The following is a 15,617-nucleotide window of genomic DNA, read 5'->3' on the forward strand; positions in this document are numbered from 1 at the left end:
TTTGTCTAGTAAAGCTTAGAGTATCAAATGAGATAGTCTGACTCTTTTCTTTTTTTTTAATACAATAAACAGCATACAGCAAGCGAACTAAAGGAGATAGCTATGAAAAATAAAAAAAGAGTCAAAACGATAGATAAAAAGGGGATTCTGTTTCTCCTGCCATTGGTAAAAGCCGTGACATTCCATGGTATGATGTAAGCTCCGTTGAGTTTAATCCTAACGTACCATGGATGTCTAAATCCAAAAGTCTTCGTATCAACATGCGCATACAAACCAAAAGCGGAGCTGTTACATATGAATTTCCTTCAACAGAAAAAGCGCTGGGTAGTGCATTAAATATCGGAGAGATTTCACATAAATATTCGGACATTGCATTACAATTTAATCATTTTAGCCAAACGGAAAAACAGTACGCCGAGCGCGAAAATGAAAAAGTTCAGTTACAATTAAAAACTCTATGGGCGCAGCAGTAGTATATAAAAACGCAACATTCTCTAGTAAACAGAGAATGTTCGATTAAAACAAATAAAACAAGTATATTATTTAAGTAAATATACTTTAAAAAAGCACTCATAAGAGCGCTCTTTACTTCGCTTTAAGAAATAATTTTAAAAACAACCATTTTATATATAGGTATTTCTACACTCTCTGTGCACAAAAAACTGGAAAAAATTATTCTTAGTAATTTATAATAATAGAGAACCATGTCGAATCCTAAATATTGGAGAGATTACTATATGAGAAGATTACTTCCTTTTATAATTTTTACCATTTACTGCATTCCATATGTTTATCTATCTATACGAAAAGATTTTGAAGATGATTCAAAAGTAAACTATATAATCATGGCTATAGTTACAGTCGTATTATCTTATCTAAGTGGGCTTATTAGAGCCGATTTATCACTTGTTTTAGGGAATATCGTTTCTTTTAGTACTTCATATTTTTATAACGCAATAAGACTTCCTGATCCTAAATGGGAGAAATATTTTTCGCCCTTTAATTCTGTTGAGCAAATCATACTGATAAGCCTTGCGGCGCTTGTCTTACAGGCAATCATTTATACACTTGCTAGAAAACGAGCGAAGAGATACATTCGTAACGCTATGATTTCAAAATAGCAAAAAAGAGAGTTAGTCATTTGATGGGCTAGACTCTTCAGGTGACTAGCTGAAAGAAGGGGGAAAAAGAAATTCATTCTGTATGAGAAGATAAAGTGATTAAAAACATTGAAAAGAATTCTCTTGCGGTCAAACGAGGCGGGAAGAATAGCAGCGTTATGAGGCGTGTGCTTATCTGCTTTAAAAAGGATACAAATCAATTAGATAAGTTAGTTATACAACTTCCAAATATGTAAACGCAAACAAAAAGGCGTGTATTTCTCTTCCTACTTTAATTATACCACATAAAAAAACGCCGATATAGACTGTTTATTCTCATTTACTGCTGGTAAAATCAATAAAACATTACCGGTTAGGAGAGATGTTGAATGAACTCTTTAGTTCTTAGCTTTCAAGAAATAGAAGAAACACAGCTTTCACTTGTTGGAGGAAAAGGCTTGAATTTAGGGGCGTTATCAAAAATTCAAGGAATACAAGTGCCGGACGGATTTTGTGTGACAGCGGTCGGGTATCAAAAAGCCATTGAACAAAACGAAACGTTTCAAGCGTTACTGAACCAGCTGACAATGCTAAAAGCTGATGACCGAGATCAAATTAGTGAAATTAGCGAAAAAATTCGCCAAATTATTCTGGAAATAAAAATTCCTTCTGACGTTGTAAAAGCGGTTATTCATTCTCTCTCTCAGTTTGGGGAAGAGCATGCTTATGCAGTTCGTTCAAGTGCGACCGCTGAAGATCTGCCACACGCTTCTTTTGCTGGTCAGCATGACACCTATTTAAATGTCAGAGGCAAAGAAGCCATCCTCGAGCACATTAGCAAATCCTGGGCTTCCCTGTTTACAAATCGCGCAGTAACCTACCGTATAAAAAATGGATTTGACCATAGTCAAGTGCACGCATCGGTTATTGTTCAACGAATGGTTTTCCCACAGGCTTCAGGTATTTTGTTTACCGCTGACCCAGTCACTTCTAATCGAAAGCTGCTATCCATTGATGCAGGATTCGGACTTGGAGAAGCGCTGGTGTCTGGTTTGATATCTGCCGATTGCTATAAAGTACAAGAAGGAGAAATCGTCGATAAAAAAATAGCAGCTAAAAAGGTAGCTATCTACGGATTAAAAGAAGCCGGAACAGAAACCAAGGAAGTTCATTTTGATCTACAAAAAACGCAAGCGCTCACTGACTCTCAAATTTTACAATTAGAACGCGTTGGAAGACAACTTGAAGCTTATTTTGATTGTCCTCAAGATATTGAATGGTGCTTGGCTGATGATACATTTTACATTGTCCAAAGTCGTCCAATCACTACTTTATATCCAATTCCTGAAGCAGATGATCAAGAAAATCACGTGTATGTATCTGTTGGACACCAACAAATGATGACCGATGCCATGAAACCACTGGGATTGTCTTTTTTTCTGTTAACAACTAATGCACCTATGCGTACAGCCGGTGGAAGGCTGTTTGTCGATGTCACGCCTATGCTGGCTTCCCCTGACAGCAGAAAAAGGATGTTAGGTGCCATGGGACAGCATGATCCGCTTATGAAAGACGCACTTACAAACATAATAGAGCGGGGAGATTTCATAAAATCTTTATCCAATGATCAAAGTTCCGGTAAAAGCAATAAAAGCCTGCCGCCTACGAAGTCTAAGGCACAAATTGAAAACGACTCGGCCATTGTTTCTGACTTGATCAAGAAGAATCAAGCATCAATAGAAGAACTAAAACAAACCATCCAGAGGAAATCAGGGCCGGAATTAGTCGATTTTATTTCAGAAGATATCGGGGCATTAAAGAAGATTTTATTTGATCCACAAAGTACAGCTGTGTTTATGACCGCTATGGATGCTTCATCATGGATCAATGAAAAAATGGAGACGTGGCTAGGTGAAAAAAACGCAGCAGATGCGCTTTCTCAATCTGTCCCAAACAATATTACTTCAGAAATGGGTCTGGCGCTATTGGATGTCGCAGATGTGATTCGTCCTTATCCAGAAGTCATCCATTATTTACAACATGTAAAAGATGATAACTTTTTGGATGAAGTAGTTAAGTTTAAAGGTGGGCAGGAAACCAAAGACGCTATCTATGATTATCTCAGCAAATACGGAATGCGATGTCCTGGAGAAATCGATATTACGAAAACTCGCTGGAGCGAAAAGCCGGCTGCACTTATCCCTGTAATTCTTGGTAATATTAAAAACTTTAAGGCTAATGCCAGCAAGAAAAAATTTGAAAAAGGCCTACAGGAAGCCTTGAAAAAAGAGCAAGAGCTGTTAAACCGCTTGAAGCATTTGCCAGATGGTGAACAAAAAGCAAAAGAAACAAAAGAAAAGATTAATCTCATCCGAAATTTTATCGGTTATCGTGAATATCCCAAATATGGCATGATTAACCGCTATTTTGTTTATAAGCAGGCTCTGCTGAAAGAAGCCGAGCAGCTTGTAAAAGCCGGCGTTATTGATGAAACAGAAGATATATACTATTTGACGTTTGAAGAACTTCACGAAGTCTTGCGCACACATAAACTGGATTATCAAATCATCGGCAAACGAAAAGAAGAGTACAAATTATATGAAAAGCTAACACCTCCGCGTGTGATTACGTCTCAAGGTGAAATTATTACCGGTGCGTACAAACGAGAAAACATCCCGTCCCAAGCAATTGTAGGTTTACCTGTTTCTTCAGGAGTGATAGAAGGGCGAGCGCGCGTCATTTTAAACATGGAAAAAGCTAATCTATCAGATGGAGATATATTAGTCACTTCCTTTACTGACCCTAGCTGGACCCCGTTATTCGTAGGGATAAAAGGGCTTGTTACGGAAGTTGGCGGACTGATGACTCACGGCGCAGTCATTGCACGTGAATACGGATTGCCAGCGGTTGTCGGAGTAGAGAATGCTACTCGGCTGATAAAAGACGGTCAGCGAATTCGCGTACATGGAACAGAAGGGTATATTGAAATACTGTAAAAGCCAAAAATACTTGCACTATTTTATCTAATTAATAGATGAAGATTTGTCTAGATTTCTTTGCGCATCTTCAGTTAATACAAAAAGGCAGGCCGCAATGGCCTGCCTTTTTCATAGTGGTAACAAAGTAGATTGAAACGTCAAATGCTGACTTTTTTCCTAGCCGACTGCTGCACATGCTCCATAAACAGTTTAAACAAGTTCAGCATTGAAGTATGTTCTTTTGCCATCATTTCTGGATGCCACTGCACGCCAACTACAAATTGTTCTCCTTGTTTTTCAATGGCTTCGATAACGCCGTCTTTTGCCCATGCGGAAACTTCAAAACCTGGCGCTACGTCTTTAATAGCTTGGTGGTGAAATGAATTAATAAGAGCTTGATTACCGTAAAGGTCATGTAGGCGTGTTCCGTCTTTAATCATGATGGAATGAGAAGGGTCGCTTGTATTGTTGTATTGATCATGTTTGATAGATGACTCTTTAATGTCTGACATGTCTTGATAAAGAGTGCCGCCGTAAGCAACGTTTAAAATTTGCAAGCCCCGGCAAATCGCTAATACCGGCTTTCCTTGATCAATCACATGCTTTAACAATAGCTGTTCAGACTGATCTCGTGCTAAAAAAGGGGAACCTGTTTTGGTTGTCGGTTCTTCACCGTATAAAAGGGGATTGACGTCTTGTCCACCTGATAAAATCAACCCGTCTATACTTTCTGCCTGCGCTTTAATCATTTCTTCTTCCTTTAGCACTGGCAAGATAAAAGGAACTCCGCCGCTGAGCGCTGTTGATTCAATATAGTCGTTATTTACATACGCTCGCTTATAGCCTGGAAAGCGTCCTCCTTGATCGACAATAATGCTTCCTGATATACCAATTAAAAATCCCACTGTTGTTTTCTCCTTTTTTGTTAAATTACCATTTCTTGAGATGTTTTTTCTTTTTTACTGCGTTGATAAAGTGTTTTCAATCGCCTGTTTTATAAGAAATAAATGGTTATTTTGTTCAACTATTATACATATATACCATATTTATTTAATAGAAAATGGTATAATAGCCTCTGTATGTTAAAAATACTAATTGCCAAAGGTAAAAGGTAGTGCTACAATTGTTCACATTCCTACTATTCTTCTTATTATAGTCGGATTAAAATTTTATACAAGGAAATAGGAGTGATTTTAGTGAAAAGGACTTATTTACTTTTCATCTCTCTTTTAACCATTGTCCTTATAGTAGCAGGGTGCAGTGGTAACGCAAGTAAAAATACTTCAAGTGAAAAAGAAGGAAAAGAAGGCGGAACACTAAACGTCGCGTCTCAAAGTGAGCCAGCAACGCTAGATGCTCAAATCACTGGGGACTCAGATGTAAAAGATGCAACGCGCAGTATCTATGAAGGGTTAATGATTTTAGACGACAAAGGAAATCCTAAGCCTGACTTAGCGTCTAAAGTAGATATTAGCGATGATAAAAAAACATACACGTTCCAATTAAGAAAAGGGGTTAAATTCCATAACGGTAAAGAAATGACTGCAGATGACGTTGTCGCTTCTATTAACCGATGGATTAAGCTATCATCCCTTGGGAAAACAAACTTCTCTGGTGCTGAAATGACAAAAACCGGTGATTACACGGTAGAGCTTCATTTACCATCGCCAAATGTTAACACGCTATCTTTATTAGCTGATCCAATCCCCGCAGCAGCTATTTTACCAAAAGAAGTGGTTGACAATGCATCTGATGAAGGGATCAAAGACTACATAGGAACAGGTCCATATAAAGTAAAAGAGTGGAAGAAAAATCAATATCTTTTATTAGAAAAATTTAAAGATTATTCTTCGAAAGGCCGCGAAGTTAAGAAAACTCCTCACGTCGATGAAATTAAGATTAGTTTCGTAAGCGATGAGTCAACTAGGATTTCTGGTATTACAACCGGACAATTTGACGTTGCGCTATCTGTATCAAGTGATAATGCCAAACAAGTTGAAGGCAGCCAAAATGCAAAAGTAGAAACATCACCAGGCGGATTTATGGGACTTTTCTACAACGCAGATAAAGGCGTCTTTAAAGACATCAATGCACGAAAAGCAGTTAACGCAGCTCTTAACTCAAAAGATATTTTAGACAGTTCTTACGGAAGCTCAGATTATTACAAGCTTTCTTCATCCATTGTGAACAAAGAGTATCCAAACTACTACAGTACAGCTGGAAAAGAAGAATATAACCAGCACGATAAGAAAAAAGCAAAAGAATATTTGAAGAAATCTGGTTATAACGGAGAAGAAATTCGCTTAATGGCGTCTCGTGATTACCAAGATCAATACAATACAGCTGTTGTGGTTCAACAAGAATTAAAAGACATTGGTATGAATGTGAAATTAGAAGTGTACGATTGGGCGACATTCAGCGATAAAATGAGTGATACAAACCAATGGGACATCTATCCTGTTGACTGGAATGCTCGTTCTACCATCTTCCAAGGATTCTGGACTACAAAAGGTACATCAGTTGAAAAATCACTGGACTACTTAAACAAAATTAAAGCTGCTCCTTCTGTTAAAGAAGCTCGCGGTGACATTGATGCCATTCAGCAATACGTATGGGACGAGCTTCCGTTCACGCTTATTGGTCATAAAGTGAACATCAATGCCGTTTCTAACAATGCAAAAGGCTATGAGTATAATTTAGGTCCAATTTTCTACAATATGAGTTTAACAAAATAATATCTTATTATTCTAATAAACAGAGGGCTTATGCTCTCTGTTTTAGAAAGGAGTTTACAATGGGAGCTTATACACTTAAGAGACTTTTTGCACTAATTCCTGTTTTATTCATTGTATCTATTGTTGTGTTCTTAATTACGCGCTTAACGCCTGGAAGTCCCGCAGCAATCATTTTAGGACAAGGCGCAAGTCCGGAACAAATTGCAGCGCTGAGCAAAGAAATGGGATTGGATGAGCCTGTTGTCAATCAATACTTTATTTGGCTATCTAACATCTTTCACGGAGATTTTGGTTATTCCTACTTTTTAAATAAACCTGTGCTCGGGGCGATTTGGGATAATGTAGGTCCTACGGTTTCTCTAGCTATACTTGCGCAAATTTTTGGCGTGGTGTTTGCTTTACTATTTGGTATATATGCAGCTAAACATAAAGGAACGATTCGTGATGAAAGCATTATGGGAGCCAGTCTTTTAGGTATCTCTATTCCTAGCTTTCTTCTCGGTTCATTCCTTATTTTGCTTTTTGCTGTACAGCTTCGAATTTTCCCTGTTTCAGGATACGTTCCGTTAAATGCTGGATTATTTGAATACTTAAAGTATTTAGTTTTACCAACGATTACGCTTGGAGCGATTCAAGCTGCATTAATTACGCGTATGACGCGTTCCTCTTTACTCGATACCATTTCTGAAAACTTTGTTAAAACGGCAAAAGCAAAAGGGTTAAATGAACGTACAATTATGCTTAAGCATACGCTGCGCGTGAGTTTTTTACCGATTTTAACAGTTATCGGAGAATCATTTGCAGGACTTGTAACCGGCGCGGCAGTAACAGAATCATTATTTAACATCCCCGGGTTAGGTCAGCTAATTGTTTCATCAATTGAACGCCGAGATTACGCGCTTATTCAAGGAGCTGTACTTTTAATTACGGTTGCTTATGTGGTCATCAATTTAGTTGTTGATTTGCTGTATGCCGTGATCGATCCGCGTGTACGCAATTCTTATCATGATTAAAGGAGGGTGATGAATGTGAACGCACAACAAAATACAGAGACCATTTCAGTAACTGCAAAGAAAAAAAGAAACCCAGCGGCAGCTCGCTTTTTCTCAAATCGTTTGCTAGTAAGAGGAGCGATACTTATTTCATTATCTATTTTGATTGCTGTTTTTGCTCCGCTCATTTCTCCTTTTGGAAGCTTACAAATCGACCCTGCAAATCGATTGGCACCGCCATCAAGCACGCACTGGTTTGGAACGGATAACTTTGGACGAGATGTATTTAGTCGGACAATGTACGGCGTCAGAATATCGTTAATGATTGGAGCCGCAGTAACGATTATTGCTACTGTACTTGGTTTAATCGTTGGACTTTTATCTTCTTATTATAAAATTCTCGATTATATTTTAATGAGAATTTGTGACGGCTTGTTTGCTTTTCCATCTATTTTACTAGCAATTGCCATCATGTCTGCTTTAGGACCTAAAACAAGCAACGTTATTATCGCACTGAGCCTTGTATTTATTCCTTCGATTGCGAGAATTGTTCGTTCAGCTGCGCTTGTTGTAAAAGAAAAAACGTTTATTGAAGCGCTAAAAGCTCAAGGAGCAAGCTCACTTCGAATCATTTGTTTTCATATGGCACCAAACGTCTTATCACCTTTAATCGTTCAAGTAACATACGTGTTTGCCGTGACGATTTTAACAGAGGCTTCTCTAAGCTTTTTAGGAGCTGGAATTCCTGCGCCAACGCCAAGCTTAGGGAATATGCTGTATGACGGAAAGCTTGCGATTTACAACGCATGGTGGATGACCGTGTTTCCGGGTGTATTCATCATTTTAATTGTACTCGGTCTTAATTTATTTGGTGACGGTCTGCGCGATTGGTTAAATCCGAAAAACGTAATGCTGAAGAAAAGGAGGAAAAAACGTTGAGTAACGCCCTTTTAAAATTAGAAGACTTACAAGTAACTTTTACAACGTATAGCGGAGAAGTAACGGCTGTGGACAATGTATCTCTTCAATTAAATAAAGGAGAAGTATTAGGCATTGTCGGTGAATCCGGATCTGGAAAAAGCGTAACGTCCGAATCTATTCTTCAGCTATTAGATGAAGACCTAACAAGCTACGATGGTAAGATTTTGTTTGAAGGAAAAAACTTATTGGACATGTCTTCAAAGCAAATTCAAAAGCTAAGAGGAAACGAAATCTCAATGATTTTCCAGGATCCCATGTCGTCATTAAATCCCGTTATGCCAATTGGAAAACAAATTGCTGAAGTGATTCGTCTGCATCAAAAAGTCTCTAAAAAAGAAGCGCAAAAGAAAGTCGTAGAGCTTTTGAGACTAACTGGCATTCCGTCTCCAGAACAGCGAGCAAAAGAGTATCCGCATGAAATCTCGGGAGGAATGAGGCAGCGCATTATGATTGCGATGGCTTTAGCCTGCGAGCCGAAGCTTCTTATTGCCGATGAGCCAACAACGGCTTTAGACGTAACCATTCAAGCGCAAATCCTTGACCTTATGATGGGTTTAAAAGACAAGCTCAACATGGGCGTGCTGTTCATCACCCATGACTTAGGAGTTGTCGCTAATATTTGTACAAAAGTAGCCGTGATGTATTTAGGACAAGTGATGGAAGAAACGGACGTTAAAACGCTGTTTTCAAAGCCGCTTCATCCTTATACAATGGGCTTAATTAAGTCGGTTCCTCACTTAGATGGCGACAGAACACAAGAGCTTTCGTCCATTCCCGGAACCGTTCCGCCGCTTTCAAACGTGCCAGATGGCTGTCGTTTTGCACCAAGATGCCCGTTTGCAACGGAAAAATGCCATAAAGAAGTGCCTGTTTTAGAGCATGCCGATGAGACGCATCGCGTTCGATGCTGGCACTATGAAAAAATTCAAGAAGGAGAGGTTGCGTATGTCTAGTGAAGCAAAGCAGCAAAGCGTGAAGCCCTTGCTTGAAGTTCGCAACCTGCAAAAATACTATCCGGTTCGTTCTGCTTTAGGAAAAGCGAAGGGACAAATCAAAGCGGTTCAAGATGTATCCTTTGACATTTATGAAGGCGAAACGTACGGATTAGTAGGTGAATCTGGCTGCGGAAAGAGTACAGCAGGGCGCACGCTTTTAAAATTAGTAGAACCAACGGGCGGAGAAGCACAGTTTAATGGAGAAAGTATTTTCGAATCCAAAGCCTCACGCTTACGAACCATTCGCAAAGATTTGCAAATGATTTTCCAAGATCCGCACACTTCTCTTAACCCAAGGAAAAAAATTGGTGCTTCTATTCAAGAAACATTAACAATTCATAATGTAGGCGTCAAAAGCGAACGAAAGCAGCTTGTTATTGAGTTATTAAAAAAGCTTGGGTTTAATGAAGAAGATTACAACCGCTATCCGCACGAATTTTCAGGCGGCCAGCGCCAGCGCATAGGCATTGCGCGTTCATTAATCTTAAACCCGAAGCTCATCATTTGTGATGAGCCGGTTTCAGCGCTGGACGTATCCATTCAAGCACAAATCTTAAACTTGCTGCGCAGTTTGCAAAGAGAAATGAAGCTTTCATATCTCTTTATCTCCCACGATTTAAGCGTCGTAAGACATATTGCAGACCGCGTGGGCGTGATGTATTTAGGCAGATTAGTAGAAGAAGGACCAACAGATGAGATTTTTTCAAATCCTCGTCATCCTTACACAAAACTTCTTTTATCATCTGTCCCGGCAATTCACGAACATGAAAAACGTGAAAAAATTGAGGTTAAAGGTGAAATTCCTTCTCCTCTTAATCCACCTTCAGGCTGTGCGTTTCATAAAAGATGCCCGTTCGCATTTGACCGCTGCATGAAAGAAACACCTGAAGATACAGTGATTGATAGCAAGCATAAAGTAAAATGTCACCTATATAGATAAATGTATTGATGCACTAGAACAATTGAATGTATGGAATGAAAAAAGCCACTAGCGTCTCTAGTGGCTTTTTTAATAAACAAAATAACATACCTATCCTAATATATGGAGATATGAAAACCAAACGTGTTATGATAGTATCGGTGATAATTATGGGTAAAAAAGCAGACAAAACGAACGTAATGCGAATTTTAGATCAGAAAAAAATTGAGTACAATTATTATTCTTATGAAACTAAAAATCTGAGTGGGGTACAGGTAGCTACTTCGCTCGGAGAGGATCTTGCTAAAGTCTTCAAGACACTGGTGACCGTAGGGAAATCAAAAGAACATTACGTCTTCATGGTGCCGGTTGAAAAGGAGCTTGACTTAAAGAAAGCGGCAAAAGCAGCTGGTGAAAAGTCCTTAGAAATGATTCCTCAAAAAGAGCTGTTACCTCTTACAGGATATGTTCACGGCGGGTGTTCTCCTATCGGAATGAAAAAGCAGTTCGAAACCTTCATTGACTCTACCGCAGAAGACTGTGAAACGATTTACTTTTCAGGCGGGCGTGTAGGTCATCAGATACAGTTACCACTAAGTGACTTATCAAAAGTAATTCGTATACGTCCGGCAGACATCACAAAAGATAGTTGAAATATAGTTCCCTTGAGCGAAACGCACTTAGACAGAAGCGTTTCGCTTTTTTAATTGCTTTAATTACTGTTGGAATAACAAAAAATAAAAGTAAAAATATAGAAAAAATGATATTATATAGATAATATGTGGGGTTTTATAAAAAACTAGGAGGAAGGAAATGATTAAATCAATTATTGGTGGGTTCATTTTATCTTTTATTCTTTTAGTAGCATGTACAATAGCTAACGTAAATTCAGAAACAGTACTTTTCACCGCTTTCATTATATTAGTGGGACTAGCTCTTATCATATCTGGAGCAGCTGTAAGCGGTGATCGAATGAGAGCTAACCTTTCCACAGAATCAAAAACAGACAAGAAGTGGAGAATTACAAACTCTATAAACCTTATGCTAGCTGCCGCTCCAGTTCTCGGGGTATTTCTTCTCATTCATTACTTTGTATAGTTTATTCTTCGACATGTAAGAGCAAGCCGCAAGGTCCTAAAAAACAAACTAATTATTCATAAGATAATAGCGAAAAGAGGTGCTAGGATGAAAGAAATCACTTCAACTATGGTGAACCCGACAATAAAAAAGCTATTATCTTATGCAACTTTAGAAGAGAAGGTTGATGGAGAGTATAAAAAATACACGTGTTTGCCAAGTCGGAAATTATATAGTATTGAAGTAAATGGAGAAACAGTTAGCTGTATAGGAGTTGAATTTCTTAACGCCAAGGAAGCTGTTATAAAACATATAGCTGTTTTACCAAAAGAGAGAGGGAAAGGAATAGGAAGCAGCATGATTCGCTTTCTTTGTAAGAACTATGATATACATTCTATTTTTGCTGAGACAGATAAAGAGGCAGTTGAGCCAAATTAAGGTTGCCAATGTAACAAAATTATAGAGCATCTATGGCTGTATATATAATAGAGGATAAGATTAAAATTCGATAATTATCTTAAATTTAGGTTAGAGCTTAGTACAAGTTATGTTTATTCTACATATTATGTAAATGTAAGCAGCTTACACTCTCAAGTTGAAAAGAGTATTTTCTTAACCATGTTCTTACTTAAAGAAAGTGGTTTTTTTCTGTTTCACATATAAATTAGAAAACCGAACTTTGTAAAATTTTTGTATAAATAATTAGAAAATATTATATTTTCTAATAAATCAATAGTACAATATATAAATAGAAGGGAGGATTAACACTACATATGTAATAGACAGCAGCCGCTTTTAAACCCGCTTATTTTGTATCTATAGGTGATATCGAAATGAATTATTCAACCTTTGTTAAGCGCTCTCATTATATAAATAATTGGTTGAATAGGTTTTATAGAAAGCAATACAATCTAGCTGTTAAAAAAGATTTGCTGGTAAATTACTTACTACTTCATGTTACAGGAGAACCAACATTAAACACTCAAAGAAAAGAGGGATCACTCATGGCTCATACCAGTGAAGCTGCAAACAACAGGCGTGTTACAAGTAATATTTTTAAAGGATCTGTTGGGAATTTAATTGAATGGTACGATTGGTACGTTTACTCTGCTTTTGCCGTCTATTTTTCATCGCAATTTTTCCCAGAAGGCGATCCAACAAGTCAGCTGCTTAACACAGCTGCAATCTTTGCCGTCGGTTTCTTAATGCGTCCAATCGGTAGTTTATTAATGGGACGCTACGCGGACCGATATGGTCGCCGTGCTGCGCTTACCTTATCTATTACGATTATGGCCAGCGGTTCTTTGATTATCGCTTGTACCCCCAGCTACAGTACGATAGGATTATTATCTCCTATTATTCTAGTACTCGCACGTTTGCTTCAAGGAATCTCCTTAGGGGGAGAATACGGAACGTCTGCAACTTATCTTTCTGAAATGGCAAGCAGCGGGCGAAGAGGATTTTATTCAAGCTTTCAGTATGTAACGCTTGTTGCTGGTCAGCTGGTAGCATTAGGTGTTCAAATTATTCTGCAAAACGTTCTTAGTGAAGCAGATATGATTTCATGGGGCTGGCGTATTCCTTTTGTCATTGGAGCCATCGGAGCGCTAAGCGTTTTATGGCTGCGCCGTACGATGGATGAGTCAGAGCAATTTTCTAAAATGGACTCTGAAAGCCGTGAAAATGCAGGGACTATTAAAGCACTTATGAAGCATCCTAAAGCAGTATTGACCGTTATTGGTTTAACATTAGGAGGAACGGTTGCGTTTTATACGTATACAACGTATCTGCAAAAATTTATGGTAAACAGTGTAGGACTAGATAAAGGGGTCGTAAGCTGGATTAACTTCTGTGCGCTGCTCGTATTTGTTGTTATTCAGCCAATAGCAGGTATGCTATCGGATAAAATTGGACGCAGACCTCTGTTAATGAGCTTTGGTATTTTGGGAACATTGCTGACTGTACCGCTGTTTCTTTTTATGAAACAAGCACATAACCCAGTCATGGCCTTTTTATTAATGACAGTTGGACTTATCATTGTAACTGGTTATACATCTATTAACGCAATTGTAAAAGCTGAGCTTTTTCCAACAGAGATTCGAGCTCTTGGTGTAGGATTACCGTACGGACTTACAGTTGCCATATTTGGAGGGACAGCAGAATTTATCGCACTATGGCTAAAAAGTATTGGCCATGAATCAATTTTCTTCTTCTATGTAGCAGGGTGTATTGCCATCAGCTTCCTTGTTTATTGGCGTATGGGAGAATCCTCTAAAGATTCATACATAGAATCCGAGCTCAAGACAGATGACAAAGGAGACAATGTACCGCCAAATAATATCAGTTTTTAATTTTGATTAAATAAATAATCGTTTGGTAACATAAAAAAGACGGGCTTTTTATAGCCAGTCTTTTTTTATACCCTTAATTCTATACTAAGATTTTCGTATATTATTTGGTGATAATAAGTCCTTGTATGATCTCATTCCAATAATGTTCAAAACCAGGCTTTACTTTCGGCATTTTGAACACTCCCTTTAAAATTTTTCCGATTGGATAGTCGTTATAGTAAGTTTAATAAAATTAACTAAAGTTGTTATCCAACGCAGAGCGTAACTTACTATATGAATTTGTACGACTAAAGCATGAAGAGAGAAATAATTAAAGGCATATACAAAAGATCAGCGTCATAATAAAAGGATTATTTTGTGATATAACGAAATAGAGAGTATACATCAGAAATAGAGAGAGGGTAAACTCCGTGAATACTTTATGTTCCTTTTTTACAAATCCAATTTTAACTGCTTCTACGCTTTTAATAGAATTACAGAGCCTGTTCTTTCAACCTATTTGGAAAGAGTATAATTATGATGATTATTTTACCTACAAGGTATATGTTCCAAGTACATATACTGGATTAAGTAAAGTACCATTAATCGTTATGCTTCATGGGTGTCAACAAGACGCAGATGATTTTGCTACGGGTACAGAGATGAATAAGCTAGCGGAAGAAAAAGGCTTTATTGTTCTCTACCCTCAGATGAATTACTTTGCTAATTCCAACGGGTGCTGGAATTGGTTTTATGAGTATAACCAGTTTCGCGGTAATGGAGAACCAGACATAATAAAAGATATGATTGATCACATAACCACTAAATATGCGATTGATTCTACTAATATATACCTTGCTGGCATGTCAGCTGGAGGATTTATGGCAAATGTGATGGCTATTGCTTATCCTGATGTATTTAAAGCGGTAGGTATTCATTCAGCAGGCAGTAATGCGTATGCTGTAGACCTCATCACAGCTGGAGAAGTTATGCTATATGGATCTCTAAATCCTGAACTTGACGGTGATGAAGCTTATAAGAAAATGGGACCTTATGCACGGCCTGTTCCCATCATTACATTTCATGGTCAATCAGATACAACAGTCAATCCAGTTAATGCGTCTACATTAATTCAGCAGTGGATTTATACCTATAAGAATTTCGGTATAAACCTACATGAAAAGGCTGCATTTTATACGTCACAAGACAATGGAAATCATTATAGCTACATAATGTCTGACTACGTAGATACAGAAAATAAAACCTGGATGAAAAAAATTATGGTAGAGGATATGGGGCATGCATGGTCAGGAGGAAATGACAATGGATCAGATACTGATTCAAAAGGTCCTAATGCTTCAAAAATAATGTGGGATTTTTTTGAAGCACAGAAAGATTAAATAGAATATGAACGAACGATCAAGATGTACTACTAAATAACATCAGCCTTCATTTTTTTGAAACAAATAATTGTCGACCAATAACAAAAAAGGATCTTATGGAAAGATCC

14 protein-coding genes are annotated in these 15,617 nt (G+C 37.9%); 13 read left to right on the forward strand and 1 reads right to left on the reverse strand.

The window, feature by feature from the left end:
* The first annotated feature begins 260 nt into the window (after window positions 1-260).
* The 3 genes from U9R83_RS09025 (at window position 261) to ppsA (ending at window position 4,096) form a co-directional block, all read left to right on the forward strand.
* Window positions 261-473 (forward strand): hypothetical protein, encoded by a 213-nt coding sequence (locus tag U9R83_RS09025; protein ID WP_014460583.1) that lies wholly within the window; start codon window positions 261-263, stop codon window positions 471-473.
* A gap of 264 nt (window positions 474-737) precedes the next feature.
* Window positions 738-1,121, forward strand: coding sequence for a hypothetical protein (locus U9R83_RS09030; protein ID WP_014460582.1), 384 nt, complete (start codon window positions 738-740; stop codon window positions 1,119-1,121).
* 368 nt (window positions 1,122-1,489) lie between these two features.
* Window positions 1,490-4,096: a phosphoenolpyruvate synthase gene (ppsA, locus tag U9R83_RS09035; protein WP_243549126.1), complete on the forward strand. Its 2,607-nt coding sequence runs from the start codon at window positions 1,490-1,492 to the stop codon at window positions 4,094-4,096.
* A gap of 140 nt (window positions 4,097-4,236) precedes the next feature.
* Here the strand turns inward: ppsA and U9R83_RS09040 are convergent, their stop codons facing one another.
* The gene (locus U9R83_RS09040; RefSeq protein WP_014460579.1) at window positions 4,237-4,983 is read right to left on the reverse strand and encodes a gamma-glutamyl-gamma-aminobutyrate hydrolase family protein; all 747 of its coding nucleotides are present in this window, start codon (window positions 4,981-4,983) and stop codon (window positions 4,237-4,239) included.
* Window positions 4,984-5,274: 291 nt separating this feature from the next.
* Between U9R83_RS09040 and U9R83_RS09045 the strand changes: the two genes are divergently transcribed.
* The 10 genes from U9R83_RS09045 (at window position 5,275) to U9R83_RS09090 (ending at window position 15,507) form a co-directional block, all read left to right on the forward strand.
* Entirely contained in the window at window positions 5,275-6,813 is a 1,539-nt protein-coding gene (locus U9R83_RS09045; RefSeq protein WP_226701161.1) for an ABC transporter substrate-binding protein, read from the forward strand.
* 59 nt (window positions 6,814-6,872) lie between these two features.
* Window positions 6,873-7,826, forward strand: a complete 954-nt coding sequence (locus tag U9R83_RS09050) for an ABC transporter permease (RefSeq protein WP_028413754.1) — start codon at window positions 6,873-6,875, stop codon at window positions 7,824-7,826.
* 9 nt (window positions 7,827-7,835) lie between these two features.
* Window positions 7,836-8,744, forward strand: a complete 909-nt coding sequence (locus U9R83_RS09055; RefSeq protein WP_063247212.1) for an ABC transporter permease — start codon at window positions 7,836-7,838, stop codon at window positions 8,742-8,744.
* Window positions 8,741-9,739 (forward strand): ABC transporter ATP-binding protein, encoded by a 999-nt coding sequence (locus tag U9R83_RS09060; protein WP_243549130.1) that lies wholly within the window; start codon window positions 8,741-8,743, stop codon window positions 9,737-9,739. The genes U9R83_RS09055 and U9R83_RS09060 overlap by 4 nt, the downstream gene beginning before the upstream one ends.
* Window positions 9,732-10,721: an ABC transporter ATP-binding protein gene (locus U9R83_RS09065; protein ID WP_243549132.1), complete on the forward strand. Its 990-nt coding sequence runs from the start codon at window positions 9,732-9,734 to the stop codon at window positions 10,719-10,721. The genes U9R83_RS09060 and U9R83_RS09065 overlap by 8 nt, the downstream gene beginning before the upstream one ends.
* Before the next feature lie 149 nt (window positions 10,722-10,870).
* Window positions 10,871-11,353, forward strand: coding sequence for a Cys-tRNA(Pro) deacylase (ybaK, locus tag U9R83_RS09070; protein ID WP_182420729.1), 483 nt, complete (start codon window positions 10,871-10,873; stop codon window positions 11,351-11,353).
* Between the two features lie 160 nt (window positions 11,354-11,513).
* Window positions 11,514-11,798: a DUF5316 family protein gene (locus U9R83_RS09075; RefSeq protein ID WP_048021410.1), complete on the forward strand. Its 285-nt coding sequence runs from the start codon at window positions 11,514-11,516 to the stop codon at window positions 11,796-11,798.
* Between the two features lie 87 nt (window positions 11,799-11,885).
* Window positions 11,886-12,215, forward strand: coding sequence for a GNAT family N-acetyltransferase (locus U9R83_RS09080; RefSeq protein ID WP_209368899.1), 330 nt, complete (start codon window positions 11,886-11,888; stop codon window positions 12,213-12,215).
* 566 nt (window positions 12,216-12,781) lie between these two features.
* On the forward strand, window positions 12,782-14,128 hold the full coding sequence (locus U9R83_RS09085) for an MFS transporter (protein ID WP_014460571.1): 1,347 nt from the start codon (window positions 12,782-12,784) through the stop codon (window positions 14,126-14,128).
* Window positions 14,129-14,538: 410 nt separating this feature from the next.
* Window positions 14,539-15,507: an extracellular catalytic domain type 1 short-chain-length polyhydroxyalkanoate depolymerase gene (locus U9R83_RS09090; RefSeq protein WP_243549134.1), complete on the forward strand. Its 969-nt coding sequence runs from the start codon at window positions 14,539-14,541 to the stop codon at window positions 15,505-15,507.
* Window positions 15,508-15,617 lie beyond the last annotated feature (110 nt).

The organism is Priestia sp. LL-8 (assembly GCF_036227845.1).
Taxonomy (GTDB): domain Bacteria; phylum Bacillota; class Bacilli; order Bacillales; family Bacillaceae_H; genus Priestia; species Priestia zanthoxyli.

Excerpts from the sequence above, each read along its gene's own strand:
- U9R83_RS09025 (WP_014460583.1), top strand. The coding sequence starts at position 261 with ATGCGCATACAAACCAAAAGCGGAGCTGTTACATATGAATTTCCTTCA.
- U9R83_RS09030 (WP_014460582.1), top strand. The coding sequence starts at position 738 with ATGAGAAGATTACTTCCTTTTATAATTTTTACCATTTACTGCATTCCA.
- ppsA (WP_243549126.1), top strand. The coding sequence starts at position 1,490 with ATGAACTCTTTAGTTCTTAGCTTTCAAGAAATAGAAGAAACACAGCTT.
- U9R83_RS09050 (WP_028413754.1), top strand. The coding sequence starts at position 6,873 with ATGGGAGCTTATACACTTAAGAGACTTTTTGCACTAATTCCTGTTTTA.
- U9R83_RS09055 (WP_063247212.1), top strand. The coding sequence starts at position 7,836 with ATGAATGTGAACGCACAACAAAATACAGAGACCATTTCAGTAACTGCA.
- U9R83_RS09065 (WP_243549132.1), top strand. The coding sequence starts at position 9,732 with ATGTCTAGTGAAGCAAAGCAGCAAAGCGTGAAGCCCTTGCTTGAAGTT.
- ybaK (WP_182420729.1), top strand. The coding sequence starts at position 10,871 with ATGGGTAAAAAAGCAGACAAAACGAACGTAATGCGAATTTTAGATCAG.
- U9R83_RS09075 (WP_048021410.1), top strand. The coding sequence starts at position 11,514 with ATGATTAAATCAATTATTGGTGGGTTCATTTTATCTTTTATTCTTTTA.
- U9R83_RS09080 (WP_209368899.1), top strand. The coding sequence starts at position 11,886 with ATGAAAGAAATCACTTCAACTATGGTGAACCCGACAATAAAAAAGCTA.
- U9R83_RS09085 (WP_014460571.1), top strand. The coding sequence starts at position 12,782 with ATGGCTCATACCAGTGAAGCTGCAAACAACAGGCGTGTTACAAGTAAT.